24 protein-coding genes and 1 pseudogene are annotated in these 16988 nt (G+C 34.3%); 2 read left to right on the forward strand and 23 right to left on the reverse strand.

Annotated elements, in window-relative coordinates; all coding sequences use genetic code 11:
• Window positions 1-484: 484 nt before the first annotated feature.
• Window positions 485-1324: a hypothetical protein gene (locus tag H3T55_RS14455; protein ID WP_225535229.1), complete on the forward strand. Its 840-nt coding sequence runs from the start codon at window positions 485-487 to the stop codon at window positions 1322-1324.
• 253 nt (window positions 1325-1577) lie between these two features.
• Here H3T55_RS14455 and H3T55_RS14460 read toward each other — a convergent pair whose 3' ends face one another.
• From H3T55_RS14460 to H3T55_RS14560, 22 genes and pseudogenes are all read right to left on the reverse strand, one after another.
• Window positions 1578-2039, reverse strand: a complete 462-nt coding sequence (locus tag H3T55_RS14460) for a MarR family winged helix-turn-helix transcriptional regulator (RefSeq protein ID WP_225535222.1) — start codon at window positions 2037-2039, stop codon at window positions 1578-1580.
• 5 nt (window positions 2040-2044) lie between these two features.
• Window positions 2045-2818, reverse strand: a complete 774-nt coding sequence (locus H3T55_RS14465) for an SDR family NAD(P)-dependent oxidoreductase (RefSeq protein WP_225535220.1) — start codon at window positions 2816-2818, stop codon at window positions 2045-2047.
• A gap of 230 nt (window positions 2819-3048) precedes the next feature.
• The gene (locus H3T55_RS14470) at window positions 3049-3900 is read right to left on the reverse strand and encodes a PRD domain-containing protein (protein ID WP_087640498.1); all 852 of its coding nucleotides are present in this window, start codon (window positions 3898-3900) and stop codon (window positions 3049-3051) included.
• Between the two features lie 11 nt (window positions 3901-3911).
• Window positions 3912-5366 carry a glycoside hydrolase family 1 protein gene (locus tag H3T55_RS14475; protein WP_225535218.1) on the reverse strand — a complete coding sequence of 485 codons (1455 nt, stop codon included), beginning with the start codon at window positions 5364-5366 and terminating at the stop codon, window positions 3912-3914.
• Entirely contained in the window at window positions 5353-7194 is a 1842-nt protein-coding gene (locus tag H3T55_RS14480) for a beta-glucoside-specific PTS transporter subunit IIABC (RefSeq protein WP_225535216.1), read from the reverse strand. The genes H3T55_RS14475 and H3T55_RS14480 overlap by 14 nt, the downstream gene beginning before the upstream one ends.
• Window positions 7195-7680: 486 nt before the next feature.
• Window positions 7681-7890: a hypothetical protein gene (locus H3T55_RS14485; protein ID WP_225535215.1), complete on the reverse strand. Its 210-nt coding sequence runs from the start codon at window positions 7888-7890 to the stop codon at window positions 7681-7683.
• A 105-nt stretch (window positions 7891-7995) separates the two neighbouring features.
• Window positions 7996-8337 (reverse strand): hypothetical protein, encoded by a 342-nt coding sequence (locus H3T55_RS14490; protein WP_225535213.1) that lies wholly within the window; start codon window positions 8335-8337, stop codon window positions 7996-7998.
• A gap of 15 nt (window positions 8338-8352) precedes the next feature.
• A complete protein-coding gene (locus tag H3T55_RS16780; protein ID WP_225550221.1) occupies window positions 8353-8496 on the reverse strand; it encodes a deaminase domain-containing protein in 144 nt (47 codons plus the stop codon).
• 3 nt (window positions 8497-8499) lie between these two features.
• Complete coding sequence (locus tag H3T55_RS14500; RefSeq protein ID WP_225535211.1) at window positions 8500-8682, reverse strand: hypothetical protein; 183 nt, start codon at window positions 8680-8682, stop codon at window positions 8500-8502.
• Between the two features lies 1 nt (window position 8683).
• On the reverse strand, window positions 8684-8989 hold the full coding sequence (locus H3T55_RS14505; protein ID WP_225535209.1) for a pre-toxin TG domain-containing protein: 306 nt from the start codon (window positions 8987-8989) through the stop codon (window positions 8684-8686).
• 162 nt (window positions 8990-9151) lie between these two features.
• Complete coding sequence (locus tag H3T55_RS14510) at window positions 9152-9748, reverse strand: pentapeptide repeat-containing protein (protein ID WP_087640488.1); 597 nt, start codon at window positions 9746-9748, stop codon at window positions 9152-9154.
• Window positions 9749-10213: 465 nt separating this feature from the next.
• The gene (locus H3T55_RS14515; protein ID WP_225535207.1) at window positions 10214-10552 is read right to left on the reverse strand and encodes a hypothetical protein; all 339 of its coding nucleotides are present in this window, start codon (window positions 10550-10552) and stop codon (window positions 10214-10216) included.
• 15 nt (window positions 10553-10567) lie between these two features.
• On the reverse strand, window positions 10568-10720 hold the full coding sequence (locus H3T55_RS14520) for a hypothetical protein (protein ID WP_225535205.1): 153 nt from the start codon (window positions 10718-10720) through the stop codon (window positions 10568-10570).
• Window positions 10677-11321 (reverse strand): polymorphic toxin-type HINT domain-containing protein, encoded by a 645-nt coding sequence (locus tag H3T55_RS14525; protein WP_318654258.1) that lies wholly within the window; start codon window positions 11319-11321, stop codon window positions 10677-10679. The genes H3T55_RS14520 and H3T55_RS14525 overlap by 44 nt, the downstream gene beginning before the upstream one ends.
• Window positions 11316-11399, reverse strand: a pseudogene (locus H3T55_RS16675) (pre-toxin TG domain-containing protein); the annotation flags it as partial. The pseudogene H3T55_RS16675 and the gene H3T55_RS14525, both read right to left, overlap by 6 nt.
• Window positions 11400-11609: 210 nt before the next feature.
• Window positions 11610-12017 (reverse strand): hypothetical protein, encoded by a 408-nt coding sequence (locus H3T55_RS14530; RefSeq protein ID WP_225535197.1) that lies wholly within the window; start codon window positions 12015-12017, stop codon window positions 11610-11612.
• A 29-nt stretch (window positions 12018-12046) separates the two neighbouring features.
• Window positions 12047-13252 (reverse strand): pre-toxin TG domain-containing protein, encoded by a 1206-nt coding sequence (locus H3T55_RS14535; RefSeq protein WP_225535195.1) that lies wholly within the window; start codon window positions 13250-13252, stop codon window positions 12047-12049.
• 35 nt (window positions 13253-13287) lie between these two features.
• On the reverse strand, window positions 13288-13584 hold the full coding sequence (locus tag H3T55_RS14540) for a hypothetical protein (protein WP_225535194.1): 297 nt from the start codon (window positions 13582-13584) through the stop codon (window positions 13288-13290).
• Window positions 13574-14248, reverse strand: a complete 675-nt coding sequence (locus tag H3T55_RS14545) for a DUF5081 family protein (RefSeq protein WP_225535193.1) — start codon at window positions 14246-14248, stop codon at window positions 13574-13576. The genes H3T55_RS14540 and H3T55_RS14545 overlap by 11 nt, the downstream gene beginning before the upstream one ends.
• A gap of 9 nt (window positions 14249-14257) precedes the next feature.
• Window positions 14258-14560 carry a hypothetical protein gene (locus H3T55_RS14550; protein WP_087640484.1) on the reverse strand — a complete coding sequence of 101 codons (303 nt, stop codon included), beginning with the start codon at window positions 14558-14560 and terminating at the stop codon, window positions 14258-14260.
• A 23-nt stretch (window positions 14561-14583) separates the two neighbouring features.
• Entirely contained in the window at window positions 14584-15006 is a 423-nt protein-coding gene (locus H3T55_RS14555; protein WP_225535191.1) for a hypothetical protein, read from the reverse strand.
• Window positions 15007-15197: 191 nt separating this feature from the next.
• Window positions 15198-15440, reverse strand: coding sequence for a helix-turn-helix domain-containing protein (locus tag H3T55_RS14560; protein WP_225535190.1), 243 nt, complete (start codon window positions 15438-15440; stop codon window positions 15198-15200).
• Between the two features lie 120 nt (window positions 15441-15560).
• Between H3T55_RS14560 and H3T55_RS14565 the strand changes: the two genes are divergently transcribed.
• Window positions 15561-15869, forward strand: coding sequence for a hypothetical protein (locus tag H3T55_RS14565; protein ID WP_225535189.1), 309 nt, complete (start codon window positions 15561-15563; stop codon window positions 15867-15869).
• A 221-nt stretch (window positions 15870-16090) separates the two neighbouring features.
• Here the strand turns inward: H3T55_RS14565 and H3T55_RS14570 are convergent, their stop codons facing one another.
• Window positions 16091-16792 (reverse strand): hypothetical protein, encoded by a 702-nt coding sequence (locus tag H3T55_RS14570; protein ID WP_225550215.1) that lies wholly within the window; start codon window positions 16790-16792, stop codon window positions 16091-16093.
• Window positions 16793-16988: the final 196 nt, after the last annotated feature.

Below are 16988 nucleotides of genomic sequence, written 5' to 3' on the forward strand. Positions count from 1 at the left end.
TTTTTTGATTTACCTTTCTCTAAACTAACATTTTATTCATTTGACTTTTTATTATTATGAAATGAAAAAATAAAAAATCTCTTTGGCATCCTAAAAACGAGAATAGCATAAAATTAAATAACAAAATTAAAGAAATATATCGAAGTTATATCAATTAAAATCTCTTTTATGCCTTAATAATATTTCATGTAAAAAAAGATGTTTATTAATAAAAAAGCTTATGATATAATGATCCACAAGATATAATCGATTGTATTCTTAAAAATGAGACCTCTATATAACAACAAAAGAACCTGTAAATTATATAACAAAAATTCGTTTACATTAAGAATTTAGTTATTAACAAAATAGATCAATATGATCCGTATTTTATTAGCGATAAAAAAGGACTATGATCTGGTCTCTGTTTCATTTACAAAAACGTTGGTCAACATGGTATAAAAGGAGTTTTACGTACAAAAAGGAGAATTAAGGAGTAAATATAATGAAGAAGAAAAGAAGATTAAATATATTTATTTTGCTAGGAGAATTATGCTTTGCAGCATTGATCATATTGATAATCTACAATGTTATTAAGTTGAAAACACTGGCTAATGGTGCCGAAGGAATGAGGTCGATTAGTCACACGCTATCATACGGAGTACCTAGCTTGATGATACCTGGTTCTATTTTATTGATATTTGGATCACTTTTTCCACTTTTTACTAACGCAAGAAAAAATTCTTCGTTAGTAAAAAATGGCAGCTTAACATTTGGAAAGCTTGTCGCAACACGCCCAACCGGCACTTCTATCAATAGTCAGCCGGAGCTCGTCATAACACTCACATTTGAGACATCTTCCGGACAAATGATCACAGCTGAATGCTTGAAGGTCATTCCAATAACTATGATGGCAAATTTCCAGCCCGGTGCTTTACTGCCGGTTCGATATGATATAAACAAACCAGAGAACATCGCGCTGGATTTCACTCAAGATCAAGCTTCTTTACAACAGGCACTCAACAACTACTTGATGGATAATGGTTTATTAACAAAAAAAATGATAGAAACAGCTAAACATGGGCATCAAGGGCAAGCGGTGATTTTATCTAAAATGCCTACAGGAAAAATTGTAAAAGGAAATCCAGAACTCACATTAACTTTACATGTAACAAAAGACGACGGCGAGCAATATGAAGCAGAAATCACAAAAGTTATGTTAGCAGAGAGAGCTGAAGCTCTAAACGTTGGCAAAATTGTCGACGTGATATATTTACCGCAAGAACCTCAAGCAATTGTTATCACCTCTCAAATAGATTTCCCTACCAGCAAGCCTAGCTCTTAAGGATTATTTTTCAATTCAAGAATCTTGCTACTTATATAGATTTGAGTTAGAGCACGCTAAAGAAATCTTGCAGCTGAACATTTAGTTCATTTAAATTATCCATTATTATTCTATACATTATTTTGACAAAAAACGGTATCGATCCTTCCATCATCGATACCGTTTTTAGCTTTGTATAGCTTATACTTTGCCCTACTAGGCCAAGCATCACTTGATGCCTTTTACATTTGAAATCTCAGTCAAAAAAAACTTTCTAAAGTTCTATATTTTTCCTTTTTTCAATTTTACCAAGCGTTTTGGTTCCTTCCACCTGTTTTTTTAGCACCTCTATCAATTGTTCTACAGTAACCTCATTATTAAAGCCAGACTTTATATCTTCATTAAATTCTTCTTCGATCATTGCTGCTTCCTTTACGACTGCCATGCCTTCTGAGGTGATGCAAATATTGACTATCCTGCTATCCTGTTTACTATTCTTTTTTTCTACTAAATTTTTTAAGACCAACCGATCGATCAATCTACTTGGATTCTCTGATCCACAAATGAGTAATTCACCAATTTCAGAGATAGATAGGCCATTTTTTAAAGATAATATTTTTAGTATTTCGTATTGACTGGGCGTGATATTTATCGCTTTTAATCTACGGGCGTAGTTTAGCTCACCTTCTCTATCAACGGCTTTAATGAGATACCGCAATTCTTCGATATAGTACAAAAAAATCACTCCATTTGTTTTTGCATTATATTATACACTACTTTTACCATTTTTTTTCTAGGCAGCAATCTTGGTAAAAAGGTGCTTGTAAAATAATTGTTGAACCCATCGATTTTTGATATCTTCCCTTTGTTCAACGCATCGATCGTTACTTGTACGACATGCTCCGGTGTGCGTAAGTTGCCGTATGACACGCCGCCGCCAGATGAAAAGAAGTTGGTGTCTGTCGCCCCAGGACTTATGGCAAAAATCTTTACATTTGTTTTAGAGCATTCGATCGCCAAGGCTTCAGTGAACGATAAGACAAAAGCTTTACTTGCAGCATATACTGCCATATTCGGTATAGGATGATACCCGGAAGTCGATGCGACATTGATGATGGTTCCTGTATTCCTTTTTAACATAGGCTCTAGAAAGAGTTTTGTTAGATCAAATAACGAAAGGACATTCAAATTTATTTGATTATGTTGATTCTCATAACTCAACTCGTTTACAGCACCACTTAACCCATATCCTGCACAATTTATCAACGTCTCAACAAATACATCCGGTTTTTGAACCAAATGATAAATCTCCTGTGGACTTTTTTGTTCAGATAAATCGAAAGAAAATGTATGTACCTTTACCTTAAACTGTTTTTCTAATTGTTGCTTCAAATCAGATAATTTTTCTTCTGACCTAGCGATCAAAATCAAATTCTTTTTCTCTTTTGCGTAATACTCCGCAAAAGCCTTTCCTATCCCTGAAGATGCACCTGTAACCAACGTGTATTTATCCATAATTTCTCTCCTTATTTCCCATGTTTAGACATATATGTCTAAACACATAATAGCATATCTTGAAAAAGAATCAAGTAGTTAAGAGGAAATAATCCTAAAACTACAATAAATGAATGAAAAAAAGGATCGGAACATAACTCTAAGAGTTACGATCCAATCCCTTTTAGAACGAATAAACGGCAGGCTCAGAAGTCTTAATCAATGAAAATCTCCTTTATACCTACTATTCTTTATACTTCATCTATCTTTTTATTACTCATCAATCGATTGATATGAACAGTTAAATAAGCTATCTCTTCTTTCGTGACCTTATCTGTGTTCAATATTTCTACATAATCTTTGACATTGAAAGCAACTGTCAACGCTTTTGGATATAGCTGTGCTATCTGCTCAAATAATCCAGAATCATCCTCTGTGATCATTTTCCCTTCAAAATAACGTTCAACAAAAAATTTCAAATGAGTAATGAAACGTTGATAATGAACATCTTCTCGATCAAAATCAATTTTCAACTCATACTTGACAATATCTGATATTCCACCGACCAGCTTTGCGTACTCCATCCCTTTACTTGTTGAAGAATCTACAGTTTGTGCATTGATGATATGAAAAGCGATATTCGCCGCTTCCTCTTGCGGTAGTATTTGACCTAATTCTTTTTTTAGTAGCTTTAGGGCATATTCTCCTATCGAAAATTCTGTCGGATAGTAGTTTTTGATTTCCCAATATACACGATTGAGGATATTCAATCCTTTTTTATGTCTTTCGATCGAAAAATTTAAGTGGTCGCTTAAGGTGAAGAAAATACTTGTATTTAATTTTGTACCTAGGAGTTCTTCTGCTCTCTTGATGATTTGTTGTGTAATATCAAAATAAACAGCTGGAATTGAATCGAATAAGCGTAAATATTCTTGGATTTGCTGGTTATCGACAGGTATGAATACTCGGTTTACATCCTCATCATCGACCGTTTGCCCGATTTTCCGACTATAGCCGATGCCTTTGCCAAAAAAAACATACTCCTGCTGTTCACTGTCCACCGCTAAGATCGTATTGGGATTTAGTATTTTTTTGATGATCATCCGACACTCTCCTAATCTAAGATACTGCCATTGCTTTCAATTACTTTTTTATACCAGAAAAACGAATCTTTCTTTATCCTTTCCAACGTTCCTTCTCCTAAGTCATCCTGATCAACATAGATATACCCATAACGCTTACTCATTTGAGAGGTTGAAACACTAATCAAATCGATCGGTGCCCAGCTAGTATAGCCAAACAGATCCACCCCAGCTTCCACTGCTTCAAGAATCTCTTTGATATGTTGTCTTAAGTAACTGATACGGTAGCTATCATGTATTTTCCCATCAGAAGTAACTTCATCTTTAGCTCCCATTCCATTTTCAACAATGATCAACGGTACATTATAACGATCCTGCAACTCAAGAAGCGATATTTTCAACCCGACTGGATCGATCTGCCATCCCCATTCCGTCGAAGGAAGATATGGATTTTTTACTCCCATGATCGTGTTTCCTGATGTTTGCTCCAAAGATGGATCAGATGATTCAGTTCGTGACATATAGTAGCTAAAAGCTAAGTAATCTGCAGTGTGTTCACTTAATAGTTTATCATCTTCCGCTGCTTTTGTAATGATGATTCCTTTGTTTTCCAGTTGCTTCTTGTACAATGTTGGATATTCACCAAAAATTTGAATATCTGCATGAGCATAATTGTTTAAGTTACTCTCTAAAGAAAGCAAGACATCTTCTGGTTTACACGTATTAGGATACGTCGTCAATTTCGTCAACATACATCCCATTTGGCTTCCAGGAATCAACTCGTGACATAATTTAGTGGCAATAGCTGCTGCAACATATTGGTGATGAAGCGCTTGATAGACTGCCTCTTCTAAAGAATATCCGATACACTTGTCTTCAACGATCCCAGCCGTTGTAAATGGGTGTCGTCCCACACTATCGATCTCGTTAAAAGTCAACCAATAGGTCACATATTCACCAAACGCTTTAAAACAAACTTCCGCATAATGAACAAAAAAATCGATCAACTTACGATCTACCCAACCGTTGTACTTTTCCGATAAAGCTAAGGGCATTTCGTAATGAGATAATGTAACGATCGGTTCAATTCCATGTTTCTTCAATTCCTTGAAAACATTCTTATAAAAGTCAATTCCAGCAACATTAGGCTCAGTTTCCTCCCCTGTAGGGAATAAACGAGTCCAGGCAATAGAGATTCTCAATGCTTTGAAGCCCATCTCTGCAAAAAGCTGAATATCTTCTTTATACCGATGATAAAAGTCGATACCTCTACGTTTAGGATACCACTCAACTTCTAAATCCTTTCGCGCTTGTTGGATCATATCACTCGTTACAGTATTGTGTGCTTTATAGTCTTTTACGTCAATAGTAGGTTTAAACGTTGCTACATCTGCTACAGACATCCCCTTTTGATCTACATTCCAAGCACCTTCCACTTGATTTGCGGCGATCGCACCGCCCCATAAAAAATCTTTACGCAATGGCATTTTCTTCTTTCCCTTCAATAACGAATATTTTTTCTTCTTTAGTCACTTGTTCCTCAGAAACTAGATTGAACTTGACATTCTTAGGCTCTGTAATCACGATAATGGTTGTTGGATCAAATCCTGCCTCTTTGATTTTTAAAAGATCAAATTTGATCAACACATCCCCTTGCGTAACCCTCTGACCTTCTGAAACAAAGCTTTCAAAATACTTTCCTCCCAGGTTCACTGTATCTATACCAATATGAAATAATATCTCAATACCCTCGTCTGTCTGCATACCTAGTGCATGTTTCGTGTTATAAATCATTTTGATCGTTCCATTAGCTGGTGCATATAATTCACCTTTCGTAGGTATGATCGCAACACCATCTCCTAACATTTTACTAGCAAAGACGTCATCCTTCACTTCTGATAGAGGGATCATTTGCCCTTCAACCGGCGCATTAAAGTCTATTTCATTTGTTTCATTTTCTTGTGCTCCAGCTGTAGCTGGTTCCTTCCATAAAACAAAAACTGCAGCAAATGAAGCTACGAAAGATACGACTAAACCAATCACTGCGTACATCAGATTGTTAGGCAGAGTTTCAGAAATGAACATTGATAAACTGGCAATCCCAGGCCCAACGGCAACATATGCTTCCACACTTAGAAGGCCTAATGTCGCTCCACCGATCAAACTACCAAACATCACACCGTACAATACTCTTTTATGCAAAATAGTCACACCATACAAAGCCGGTTCAGTGATTCCAAAAAGAGCAGAAATACCAGCAGAAACAGCGGTTGCTTTCAAACCTTTATCTTTCGAACGAATCGTTACCGCAAAACATGCTCCGGCTTCTGCGATATTATGGGCTAATGAGGCCGCATTATAAATCAGTTCTTTTCCTGTCTCACCTAAAGAGGTGATAACATATGGAATCATTGCTTTATGCATCCCTGTTACTACCATGAAAGGTAAGAAAGCTGCCAGCAAAGCTACTGCGATCCAGCCAAACCGAGCAAAAACTGTCATGATCACACTTGCAAACCCTTGACCGAACGTAAATCCAATAGGACCGAGCACCAATAATGTCAATGGCACGACAATCAATAATGACATCATCGGAACAAAGAAACTTCTAATCACCTTAGGGCTGATCTTGGTAAAGAATTTTTCCAAAAACGAATAACTGATCACGCAAAGAATTGCAGGAAAAACTTGATACGCATAATTGATGTTTTGAATTGGCAAACCAGCCAAAGTCGTTCCTTCAGTAATCAATGCAGTCAATCCGGGGATCAACAAACCACCTACAGCTGAGACAGCGACTAAACTATTTACCTTCAGCTTGTTCGCTGTTGTGATCGCTACCAATAAAGGCAGGAAGTATAAGGGTGCATCTCCTACAAATGTCAAAATCTGATAAGTCGATGTTGTTTTATCTAACACCCCAATTAGATTTAGTAGCATCAATAGTGATTTTAAAATACCTCCGCCAGCGATCGCTGGAATCAAGGGTTGAAAAATACTAATAACGAAGTCTAAAATGACATCTTGCCATTTTTGTTTTTTCTTAGACCCTTTTTCTGTATCTACCTGAACTCCTGAAAGGAGTTTTTCGACCTCGCGATAAACTTCCACCACTGCACCACCAATAATGACTTGTGTTTGAGCTGTTTGCGTAATTCCTAGCACACCAGAGATTTTTTTGATCGCTTCTGCGTCCACTTTACTATCATCAACTAACGTAAATCTCAATCTTGTAGAGCAATGTTCTAAATGTGAAACATTGTTCGCTCCCCCAACATTTTCCAAAATTTCTTTTGCTACATTTTTTTCATCCATTTTTTTCGCCTCCATTTTTTAACAAAAAAAACCGAACCGAATCAACCCAAAAAAGAGCTGATTCAATTCGGTTATGCCTACTATTACGTAGTAACACGCCTTGTATTAAGTTGGTTCGATTATATCTCACTTTAAAGAAAGCGTCAACATTTTTTTAGAAATTCATTTTGCTAAACAAGAAAACTTATGTTAGTGGTGACTTTTTTCATAGCAGCAGTTAAGTCGAAGCCTACGACCAGCTGCCATGATAGCAGCCAGATTCTTTAGTTTTTTATTTCTTGGATAATAGTTAAAGGATGTATCTGTAGATGTTATTTTCTGGTGATATTCGAAAATAGCTTTTATTTCACGTACGAAAAGGTATCAGTGATGAAAAAAATGATATCGTTGTAGCTCTTAGCAACTTGATTAGTTAGTTTTAGCATTATAATTCAAGACTTTACTCCCTAACACCAATCAGATAACAAATTGCCTTTTACTTTTTGATTATTCGTATTCAATATAGATTTTGCTCAAACGATTATTTTCCAAAAATGAAATAATTGTTTTAACTACCTCTTCCAAATCATCTTTCATTGAAGTCTGATGGATTTTGTTAATATCAAAACATTTTAATTGATTAATGATGAGAGAGTTATCCTTTATCAACCACGGTGAGTCATCATACCAGCCCTCATGATTAAAGTATTCTTTCACAACCCCCTCCTGTTTTACATCACAATCTAATAAGTTATCTAAAATAGTCTCAAAATAACCATTTTACAAATAGCTTTGCATTTTTTCTAGCCATTCTTTAATTAGTTAGTTTTCAATGTTAATTGCTTTTTTTATGATGTCAACATCGCTACAAAATTGAACGAGTTCATCTGATTTCAAATCATCAGTAACTTTCTCTAAATTTTTATTAGAAATTAGTTCAGCTAATTTATTTCTTAAAAAATCAAAATTTTGTTCTTTATCAATCAATAATGTACAAAATGCTACATATAGCGAAGTTTCTTCCGTTATATCATAATTTTCATTTAATTCATAATCATTTAGAAATGCATAGAAAGTATCTTTTAGAGAATATTTAGCATTCATATGTAAACTTTCATAAATATCAGCAGAATCTTCTTTTATTTCTTCATACTTCAATTCCATAAATTTTCGCTCCTTCTATTTAGTAAATACGTTTAATTCAATGTTAGGGAATTTCTTACGGAATTCTAAAATTATATTAGAACAACTTTGACAAGCTGGTAGCTCTGTATATAAATCAATTGAACCAGAAGCATTTAAGTCTTTAATTTTAGAGGCAATGTCCTATAGAATTTTAGCTTCTGTATCATGAAACCTATCAAATTTAGTTCCATCTATACTTTCTCCTTCAAGTTTTAATGTAGAAAAATTTCCAACATCGGCACCTTTATCAAGTTTCGAATTAATTTTACTATGAGCTACAAACTCTTCTGGCAATCCTTTTATATTTACATCAGCAGCTGCCATATTACCTTTTTTTCAACGGATTATTAGGCATTTTATTTCTAACATCATTAATTCTATTTTGGAAACTCTCAACTTTTTGTGTTTTAGTACGCCCACTAGTTTTCTCCGAAACAACAACCTTGTTCATCCCTTTCAAAGGTTTAAGTCCTTTATACGTTCCATACCCTGCCAATGCTAAATCTGCTACGCCAGACAAGCCACGTAAGATTCGATTGCCTGTAGACAATTCCTTTCCGGTAAACAAATCTTTTCTACGCCAAGCATCACTGACATTTTTCGCTCCAGAGGTCAAACCCAAAGCCACCATCAGCTATCTATTTCAAAGTATTAGTCATTGAATCATAAAACGATTGAGCTTAGTCTATTTTTTCTCTCTGAAAATAATTTTGTTACACTAAAAAAGAGAGTAGTAAAATATTCCACTCTCTTTTAGAATACGACGGTAATAAGAAAAAAATAGCTTCACTTTTTACTCATCAACATTGTTCATTATCCATTGAATTGCAAGTTCTTCTTCTAAGATTACAGGTTCTTCCACAGTCCCAATATTAATTGATTCAACCATTGCTAAATCTAAATTAATAATATTTTTAAAAGTAGCTCCTTTAAAAATTGTTTCTTCAATATTTGTTAATTCAAAATCTATATTTTCTAAAAAAGAATTCGTAAAGTCGGCTTCCCTTAAGTCCGCTGATATAAAAGTACTATTTTTTATGATAGCCTCAGAAAAATCACTTTCGGTTAGCTCAGCTTTGGCAAAATTTGTTTCACTAATAGTTGCCTTAACAAACGAAGTATAGTCAGCTTTACTTTTCACATATGAGCCTTGATTAATATGAGTAAAGGAAAAAACAGATGAATATAAACTGGCTCTATAAAAATCTACTCCTTCTAATTTCATCCCCTCAAAAGAACAAGCCGTCAGAAAGCTTTCTGATAAATCAACATCTTTAAACTCTATCTCTTTAAAAGTAACTTCATCCAAAATAAGTTTTTCACCTTTTTTTCCTAATGTTTGAATATAACTTTCGTGGGACCTTATTTTTTCATCAATATCAATTTTCACTAGTCCGTCCTCCTTGTACTATGGATAAAATATAATTTTATCAATTAAACCTTTGCTTTTTAACTCATTGATTAACATAGCCCTATGTTCAGAAGTTAAATTAGTTGTGTTGATGATTACATCATGCCCTCTTTTTACTTCTTTATTGATATTCTTCATTGTGCTTAACTTTTCTATCAACGAGTCCATTGAATCATAAAATAATCGATTAACTTTAGTCTATTTTTTTCTCTCTAAATATTCTTATTACACTAAAAAAAGAGAGTAGTAACATAATCCACTCTCTTTTAGAATATAACGGCAATAAGAAAATAAAATATTTTTTTCATGCAGAAATCAACTGTTCGAATAGTTAGTTTTTCTTAGTCACTGATATCCCTATCAATAATTCTATACTCACCTGTCAAATCTTTACCATGCTAATATTATTCAGACATCAAGGTATCTCTTTCATTTTTTCCGTTATTAGAAATCTGATGGTTCTGCGTATTCAATACAATCTTCGGACAAACCATTAGGGTATTGATCCTTTGGATAATCTTGTTCTATGATCTTGTTAAAATTACGAACAGTTTCAGATAAAGCTTCTTCAACAGTTTTCCCAAAGCCTACTGCCGCTTCAAAATCTCCATCAAATTTTCTTTTTACATGTAAATCGGTAATTCCACTAAAAATCCCTTCTTGATCTTCATAAATTCTTATTTTCATCTTTCCGTAAGGTAATATTGCATGCATCCAAATGACAAACTCTGCAGATACTCTTTCTATTTTTTGCACATCTTTTAACTCTAAGTCTTTCCACATAAAATAAACTCCTTCTCAATTTTTACTGTTTTCCAAAAGATACAATAGTTCCTCCGGAGCAATAAAAACATATTTCCCATTTTTATAATACCCCTTAACTCCTGGTGTTGGATCATTGACCATTTTAGTTCTTGGTAAATTGATCTGCTTTTTCAATATATTGTTCAATGGAAGTTGCTCCAACTTCTGCTCCATGAGTTTTGAAATGATACTCTAAAGAATCTTCTACACTATCAAAAGTTCCCTTATGCCATTTGTTCAACGCATCATCACATATATTATGTACTAATATACTCAAATTAGAAACAAAATAAGTATGAGCATTTTCTACTTCAAAATTATATACCTTAGTAGGTTTATTTAAGTTTATAATTTGAATATCAGTAATTGACAACGAATTTCCAACACTATCAATCAAATCATCATTACAGGTTAATTCTTTAGCCTTTATCCAACCTTTGCTTGGCAAATAAAATGGATGTTCTTCCGTTGTTTCAATCATTTCGCTGCCAATTGTGATTCTAACAAGTTTGTTAGTTTCACTAACGAATAATTGAACGACTTTTTCATAGGACTGGACATTGGAATTTTCATGTCTTGCCAAAACTTTTTCATCTATTTGAATAAATTCAATTGGTTTATGCCCATGTTCTGTTAAGATAAGTGTTCCTGAAACAAAACACTTAGGCCCACTTACTCTATCCGAAACAACAACCTTATTCGTCCCTTTCAAAGGTTTAAGTCCTTTATACGTTCCATATCCTGCCAATGCTAAATCTGCTATCCCAGACAAGCCACGTAAGATTCGATCGCCTGTAGACAATTCCTTCCCTGTAAACAAATCTTTTCCACGCCAAGCATCACTGTTTTTATTTCATATACGAAAATGCAGTATCAGTGACGAAAAACTGATACCGCTATAGCTATTATTCGCTTAATTAGTTAGCTTTAGTATTATCTTCAAAGCTTTATTATCTGATTGTTATCAGATAATAAAGTGCCGTTTTGTTTAGAGCAAATTAATGCTTTTATTAAAAGACTTGAGACTATGTTTTTGCTAATTAACAAACATTGGAGAAATATGTCCATCAACTTCTAATAGATCTTTTCGAAAGAAATCAAACAAAATATATTCATCTTCATCACTTAAAAATAGTTCATCCGCCAAAATATAATATTCTTCTTTATCTAAATAAACTTTTAAAAATTTGTAATTACCAATCTTTGTTAATCTATCTTCTGCAAAAAACAATTTATATGTTTCATCATTTTCTTCTTTTTTCTGATCACCGATTAATAAAATTTTACACTCGTACTTTGATCCAATTTCCATAAACAAGAAATTGTTATCATCACTATAACCTATTGAGTTATCAAAACATTCTTCCTTTTTTTCAGTCACAACATTTCTTAAATAAACATCTCTGTCCATTATCCGTTCATCTATAGCGGTTACTTCAAACATAATCTATTCACTTCTCTTTCTAAATAAAATTAAATTGGATATACAGAAACAATAAATCCATTCTTTCCATAGGCAATTAGATATTTTTTCCCATTCACTAAGTAAGTAGCATTCATCCCCCTTGAAGATTCTACAATGCTCACAGGTTTATTTTTTAGCATATCATAGATAAACTCTGGAATATTCTTAATACCTCGTTTAGAAAAATCAGCTGCATGACGAATTTCAACATGGTTTAATCCAGCTTTACTATTTCCATATTCTAACCACAATAAATCTTTTTCAATATTCTTTGTTACCATAACCACATCATCCGGATTGTACTTTACACCACTTTTTGAAAGTTCGTCTAATAAATCAGGCTTTAATAGTTTATTAGTAGTACTGCTTTTCTCCGAAACAACAACCTTGTTCGTCCCTTTCAAAGGTTTAAGTCCTTTATACGTTCCATACCCTGCCAATGCTAAATCTGCTATCCCAGACAAGCCCCGTAAGATTCGATCGCCTGTAGACAATTCTTTCCCGGTAAACAAATCTTTTCCACGCCAAGCATCACTGACATTTTTCGCCCCAGAGGTCAAACCCAAAGCCACCATCAACTGCCACGGCAGCATGCCTCCAATGACAAGCACTGCACCATTGATCACTACAGTAACAGCCAGATCCTTCACTTTTTCATTTCTTGAATAATAGTCAAACGACGTATCTGCAAATGCCATTTTCTGATAATCTTCGAAGCTGACATCACCGATTTCTTGTTTCATTTTATCATATTCTACACGAAGATAATCAGTAAGTGGAGAACTGCTTCCTAAAAGATCTTCTAACGTTACTTTCATTTTGGGCATTGCTACACCCGCACTATTTACTCCATTAGAAAAGGATCCTCTTGCCATCGTTTCATAGCCCATGATGTTCATGTTGCTTAGCTTTTCTATCAGTGAGTCCATTGAATCATAAAATGGCTGATCGATGTCCGCTGGAAGTGTGTCTTGTATCTTAAAAGTTTTTTGTGCCAATTTGGCGATCCGCTCATCTAGATCATCCATCAACACATTGTCCATGGATTCAATATCGATCGCATTATCTACGTCATATCGATCACAGGCATCCTTAGCGTCATTCGTGATCGTTCCAAGCTCTTGAACCAAAGTGATGATATCAACGTCCTTTAGCTCACTTACGCCATTGACTATTGAACTCCATTCTCCAGTTTTAAACTTTACATCTTTCATACCTACCCTCTTTTCCTATACTTAATAGCTCATGTCTATTTTCCTTTTGATTTTATATCACTACTGACGGATCGATCTAACTCCACAAAGGTTTCTCCTGCATAAGTCACATACTCCTGCAATCGTGAATAATGAGAAATCAATTCCTCCATACGTACAGTCACGATGCTAAAAAGCCCGACCTGACCTTGTGCTAAGCCTTCCACATAATACTCACTTCCTATGATATTTTGTAATGCATTATAGGATGACTCTAGTTCATCGATCACTGTTTGAAGCTGACCTGTGATCCCTGATAATTCACCAGGATCGACCGTGATTTTATCTGTCAAACCAACTCACCCGCTCTTTCCTTTTGTCTTCTGGCACCTCATACGAAATCTGCAGCTGATCAACGAGCCATTTATTGACCCAAAATTGACTGATTCGTTTTAATCCTTCACTGTCTAATCGATATAAAACACCTTGCGACAGCAATAGAGCATACTCACTTTTCATCAATTCTCGCTCTCGTTTATGAACACTTCCAAGTACAAGTGCTGCCTCTATTCCTTGTTTCTGCAACTCTTCTAAAGTCAAACGCGCCCGTCTTGAGCGAAATTCTTTTTCCTCTTCTGTACCTTCTCTACGCAAAATACTGTACTCCACAAGGACTTGTCCCAAAAATGTTTCCGGTTCTTCGATCGTCAACTGATAGCCTGCTTCTTCCCTTTTTAACACGATCGCCTGCTCGCCAGTCGCTACGTAATAGGTTTTATCTAAACAGATATACATTTCCGATTGAACATATCGTTCGATCAAAGAAGCGACTAAAAAGCCTTTTTTGGTAAGCTTTCCCGCTGCCAGCAACCCTTTTTCTTCTAACCTTTCGATCCCTTTTGGAATAGCCATTATCTGATTCATTCGATGTGCTGTTAATTGCGGCACACCGAATAATTCCACCTGTCCTACCATATCCGTCAATACCAACAATTCCTCTTCAGAAAAAATCGCCATACGCTCCTCCTAAATCCCTCGTATCTCGCCCATTTCAGACGAATCAAACGAATCAATATCTTTTTGTAATTCCGTGACTGCTTTTTTATAACTTTTGACACACTTCGCCAAGTCTTCATGATATTGACTAACAATGCCTAAATACATCAGGTAACTGTTTTTGGATTCTCCTGTCCAAGTCTGATCATATCCATTGCTGCTGGATACAAGTTTTTTAGCCACATTTAAAGAAGCACTCATCGCACTTTCTGCTTCTGCTGCGCTGCTGATAACTTCTGAAAGTCCACCTGATTTTATATCAACATTTCCCATACTATTCTCTCCTTTCTCTCTAGTTATCTTGGAATGATTTCATGGTTCTTAAGAGCTTCTTGCTGTCGATTGATTTTTTCTAATGCTTGTCTAGCAACTTCTTTGTAATAATCCTCCTCACGCTGCTTCTCTGCAGTATAAAGATCGCCATAATGCTGCGCTTTGTTTCCCGCTGTCGTAACTCCATCTGAAATACTATCGTTGCGGCTTTTTATTTTTTTACTTAATGACTGCAGTTTCTCCACCAATTCACTTGCTTTATCTAGTGTATCTTGATTAGGAATTCCATTGCTGGTAGAAACACCACTAAACTTACCTTCAGCAGATGTGATCGCTGTTTCCAATTGTTCTAAGTAAGAAGAATGTTCGGTCAACGCAGTGGATAGCTCAGTTTTTAAGGTAGTATACTTTTGCTTCTTTTCTAAATATTCGCTAGTTAAAAACATGTCTTTACTCCTTTACATAAAGTTTAGTTCTATACAAAAGTTTACCAAACATGGAGATTCATAACAATAACACTTGTGTAATAATAAAATTCCTTATGAATATTTTTAAAAACATTGTGTTGAAATTGGTAAAAATGAAAAAGACACTTTCCGATTTTGGAAAGTGTCTGGAATAAAATCAAGACGAGAAATTATTTTTTAGTAGCATTTTTGGTTAGTCTAATAATTTTTGATATATCCTCAATATCCAAAGCATCGGCAATTCGTTCTATGTGCTCTAAATAAACTCTTTTTCTCTTACCATTTGCAAGATTACTTAAATTTGATGGTTCTATTCCCGATAAACGTGCAAGTTCTCGTAGAGACATATTTCTCTCTGCTAATAAATCATTTATCAACACTTCAACCTTTTGTTCAGGCTTTTCCTCAAGCATTTAATTACCTCCAATTCATCAAAAAACGTTGTCTATATAGACATGATATAGTAGAATATAAATATATTGTTGTTTATATAGACATGGTTTTGGTTTTTCAGAATAAAAGGAGGAGAAAATATGACTGCTAACATGACAAAAGAAGTCATTACTACAAAAAATGACCAACCGATTAAAGAAATATCGTATCAGGATATGCATCATTTGAATGATACGATCGATCAGATTAACTCATGGAAAGAAACACTGTCTTTGCTAAATGATTTTTTTGAAAATAAAGGGGTTCCCTTAAATAAGAAAAGAATTATTAGAGAGTTTCATGCTAATTCTTATGTTTTTGCTGCATTTTATGAAGATTTTTTGGTTCGTATAGCTGCCTTGGAAAAGCAGGTTGAGGTGTTGAAAGCTAAAAGTAAAGTTAGGGCGTAGGTTTAGTTATTGAAATAACAGAGAAAAACGATGGTGACTAATATCTTCTGATATAGTCGCTATCATTTTCCTTTTCTCAAGCTCATTGAACAACTAAAAAAGACGTTTCGCAAACTGAAGTTACGAAACGTCTGAAATGTTGCTATATAAAGATATTTTTGAGAATTGTGAAGCTTTACGGGCTTTTTTATTATATATCGTCCCAAATAAACGTCCCGCTTCTACTTAATATTTTTAATTTGATTTCGGATTTTTTTATAATACTCTTTAGTTTCATTTTTTTGCTCGATTCTGCGTCTTTTTATCTTATTTAAATACGTATACATTAATAACATCAACGCTACTAATGTTATCAGTAAAAACATTGCTAATACCATAGACTCTGAATACCCAGATCCCTTACTATAGCTTCCTTCTTCAAAATATTTTAGTACTGTCATCATCAATCCAACAACAGCTATATATAATGGTAATATGTTTTGAATTAACTCCCTATTTTTTTTGGCTCTTTTCCCTTTACTATCTACCCCAAAATTTTTATCCAACACACTAAATTCATACACAAAAGGCTTACTTAGTTCTTTTTTCATTTTTATAAGTTTTTCAATCATTTCATTTTTTTCAGTTAACGACAAGTAGTCTATTTGATATAATTTCAACATAACATCTTCAATGATTTCAACTTTACTGTTCATTCTCTTTAATGTAACTTCATTTTTTCTAGAAATAGAACTCATAATACTATCTAAAAAATCCAAAGTCAACTCTGTCTTACTTGTAATAACTTTTTCCAAAAAGTCTACAACTTCTTTATTTGCGTTCCTTGCATCTTTATCCGCTTTGGAAATGCTATAAATTTTTTCCCCAATTTTTATCAACCCGGTTAACAATAAGCCTCCAATTAATAGTAATTGTCCATTCATTACTAAAAAAAGATGCCACACCACTCCAAAAACCATTCATTTAAACATATCCTCCCAAAGAAATTCTCATTATATATTATATCAATTAATTACACTTAAACCAATTCTTTATAAAAATTATTTAGCCCATTCCTCGTTCAACCTAGTTTCAAATTTCTCATACATAGACAATTTAATTACATTAGGGTTACTTACA

It is taken from the genome of Enterococcus sp. S22(2020) (assembly GCF_020295385.1).
Lineage (GTDB): Bacteria > Bacillota > Bacilli > Lactobacillales > Enterococcaceae > Enterococcus_L > Enterococcus_L dunnyi.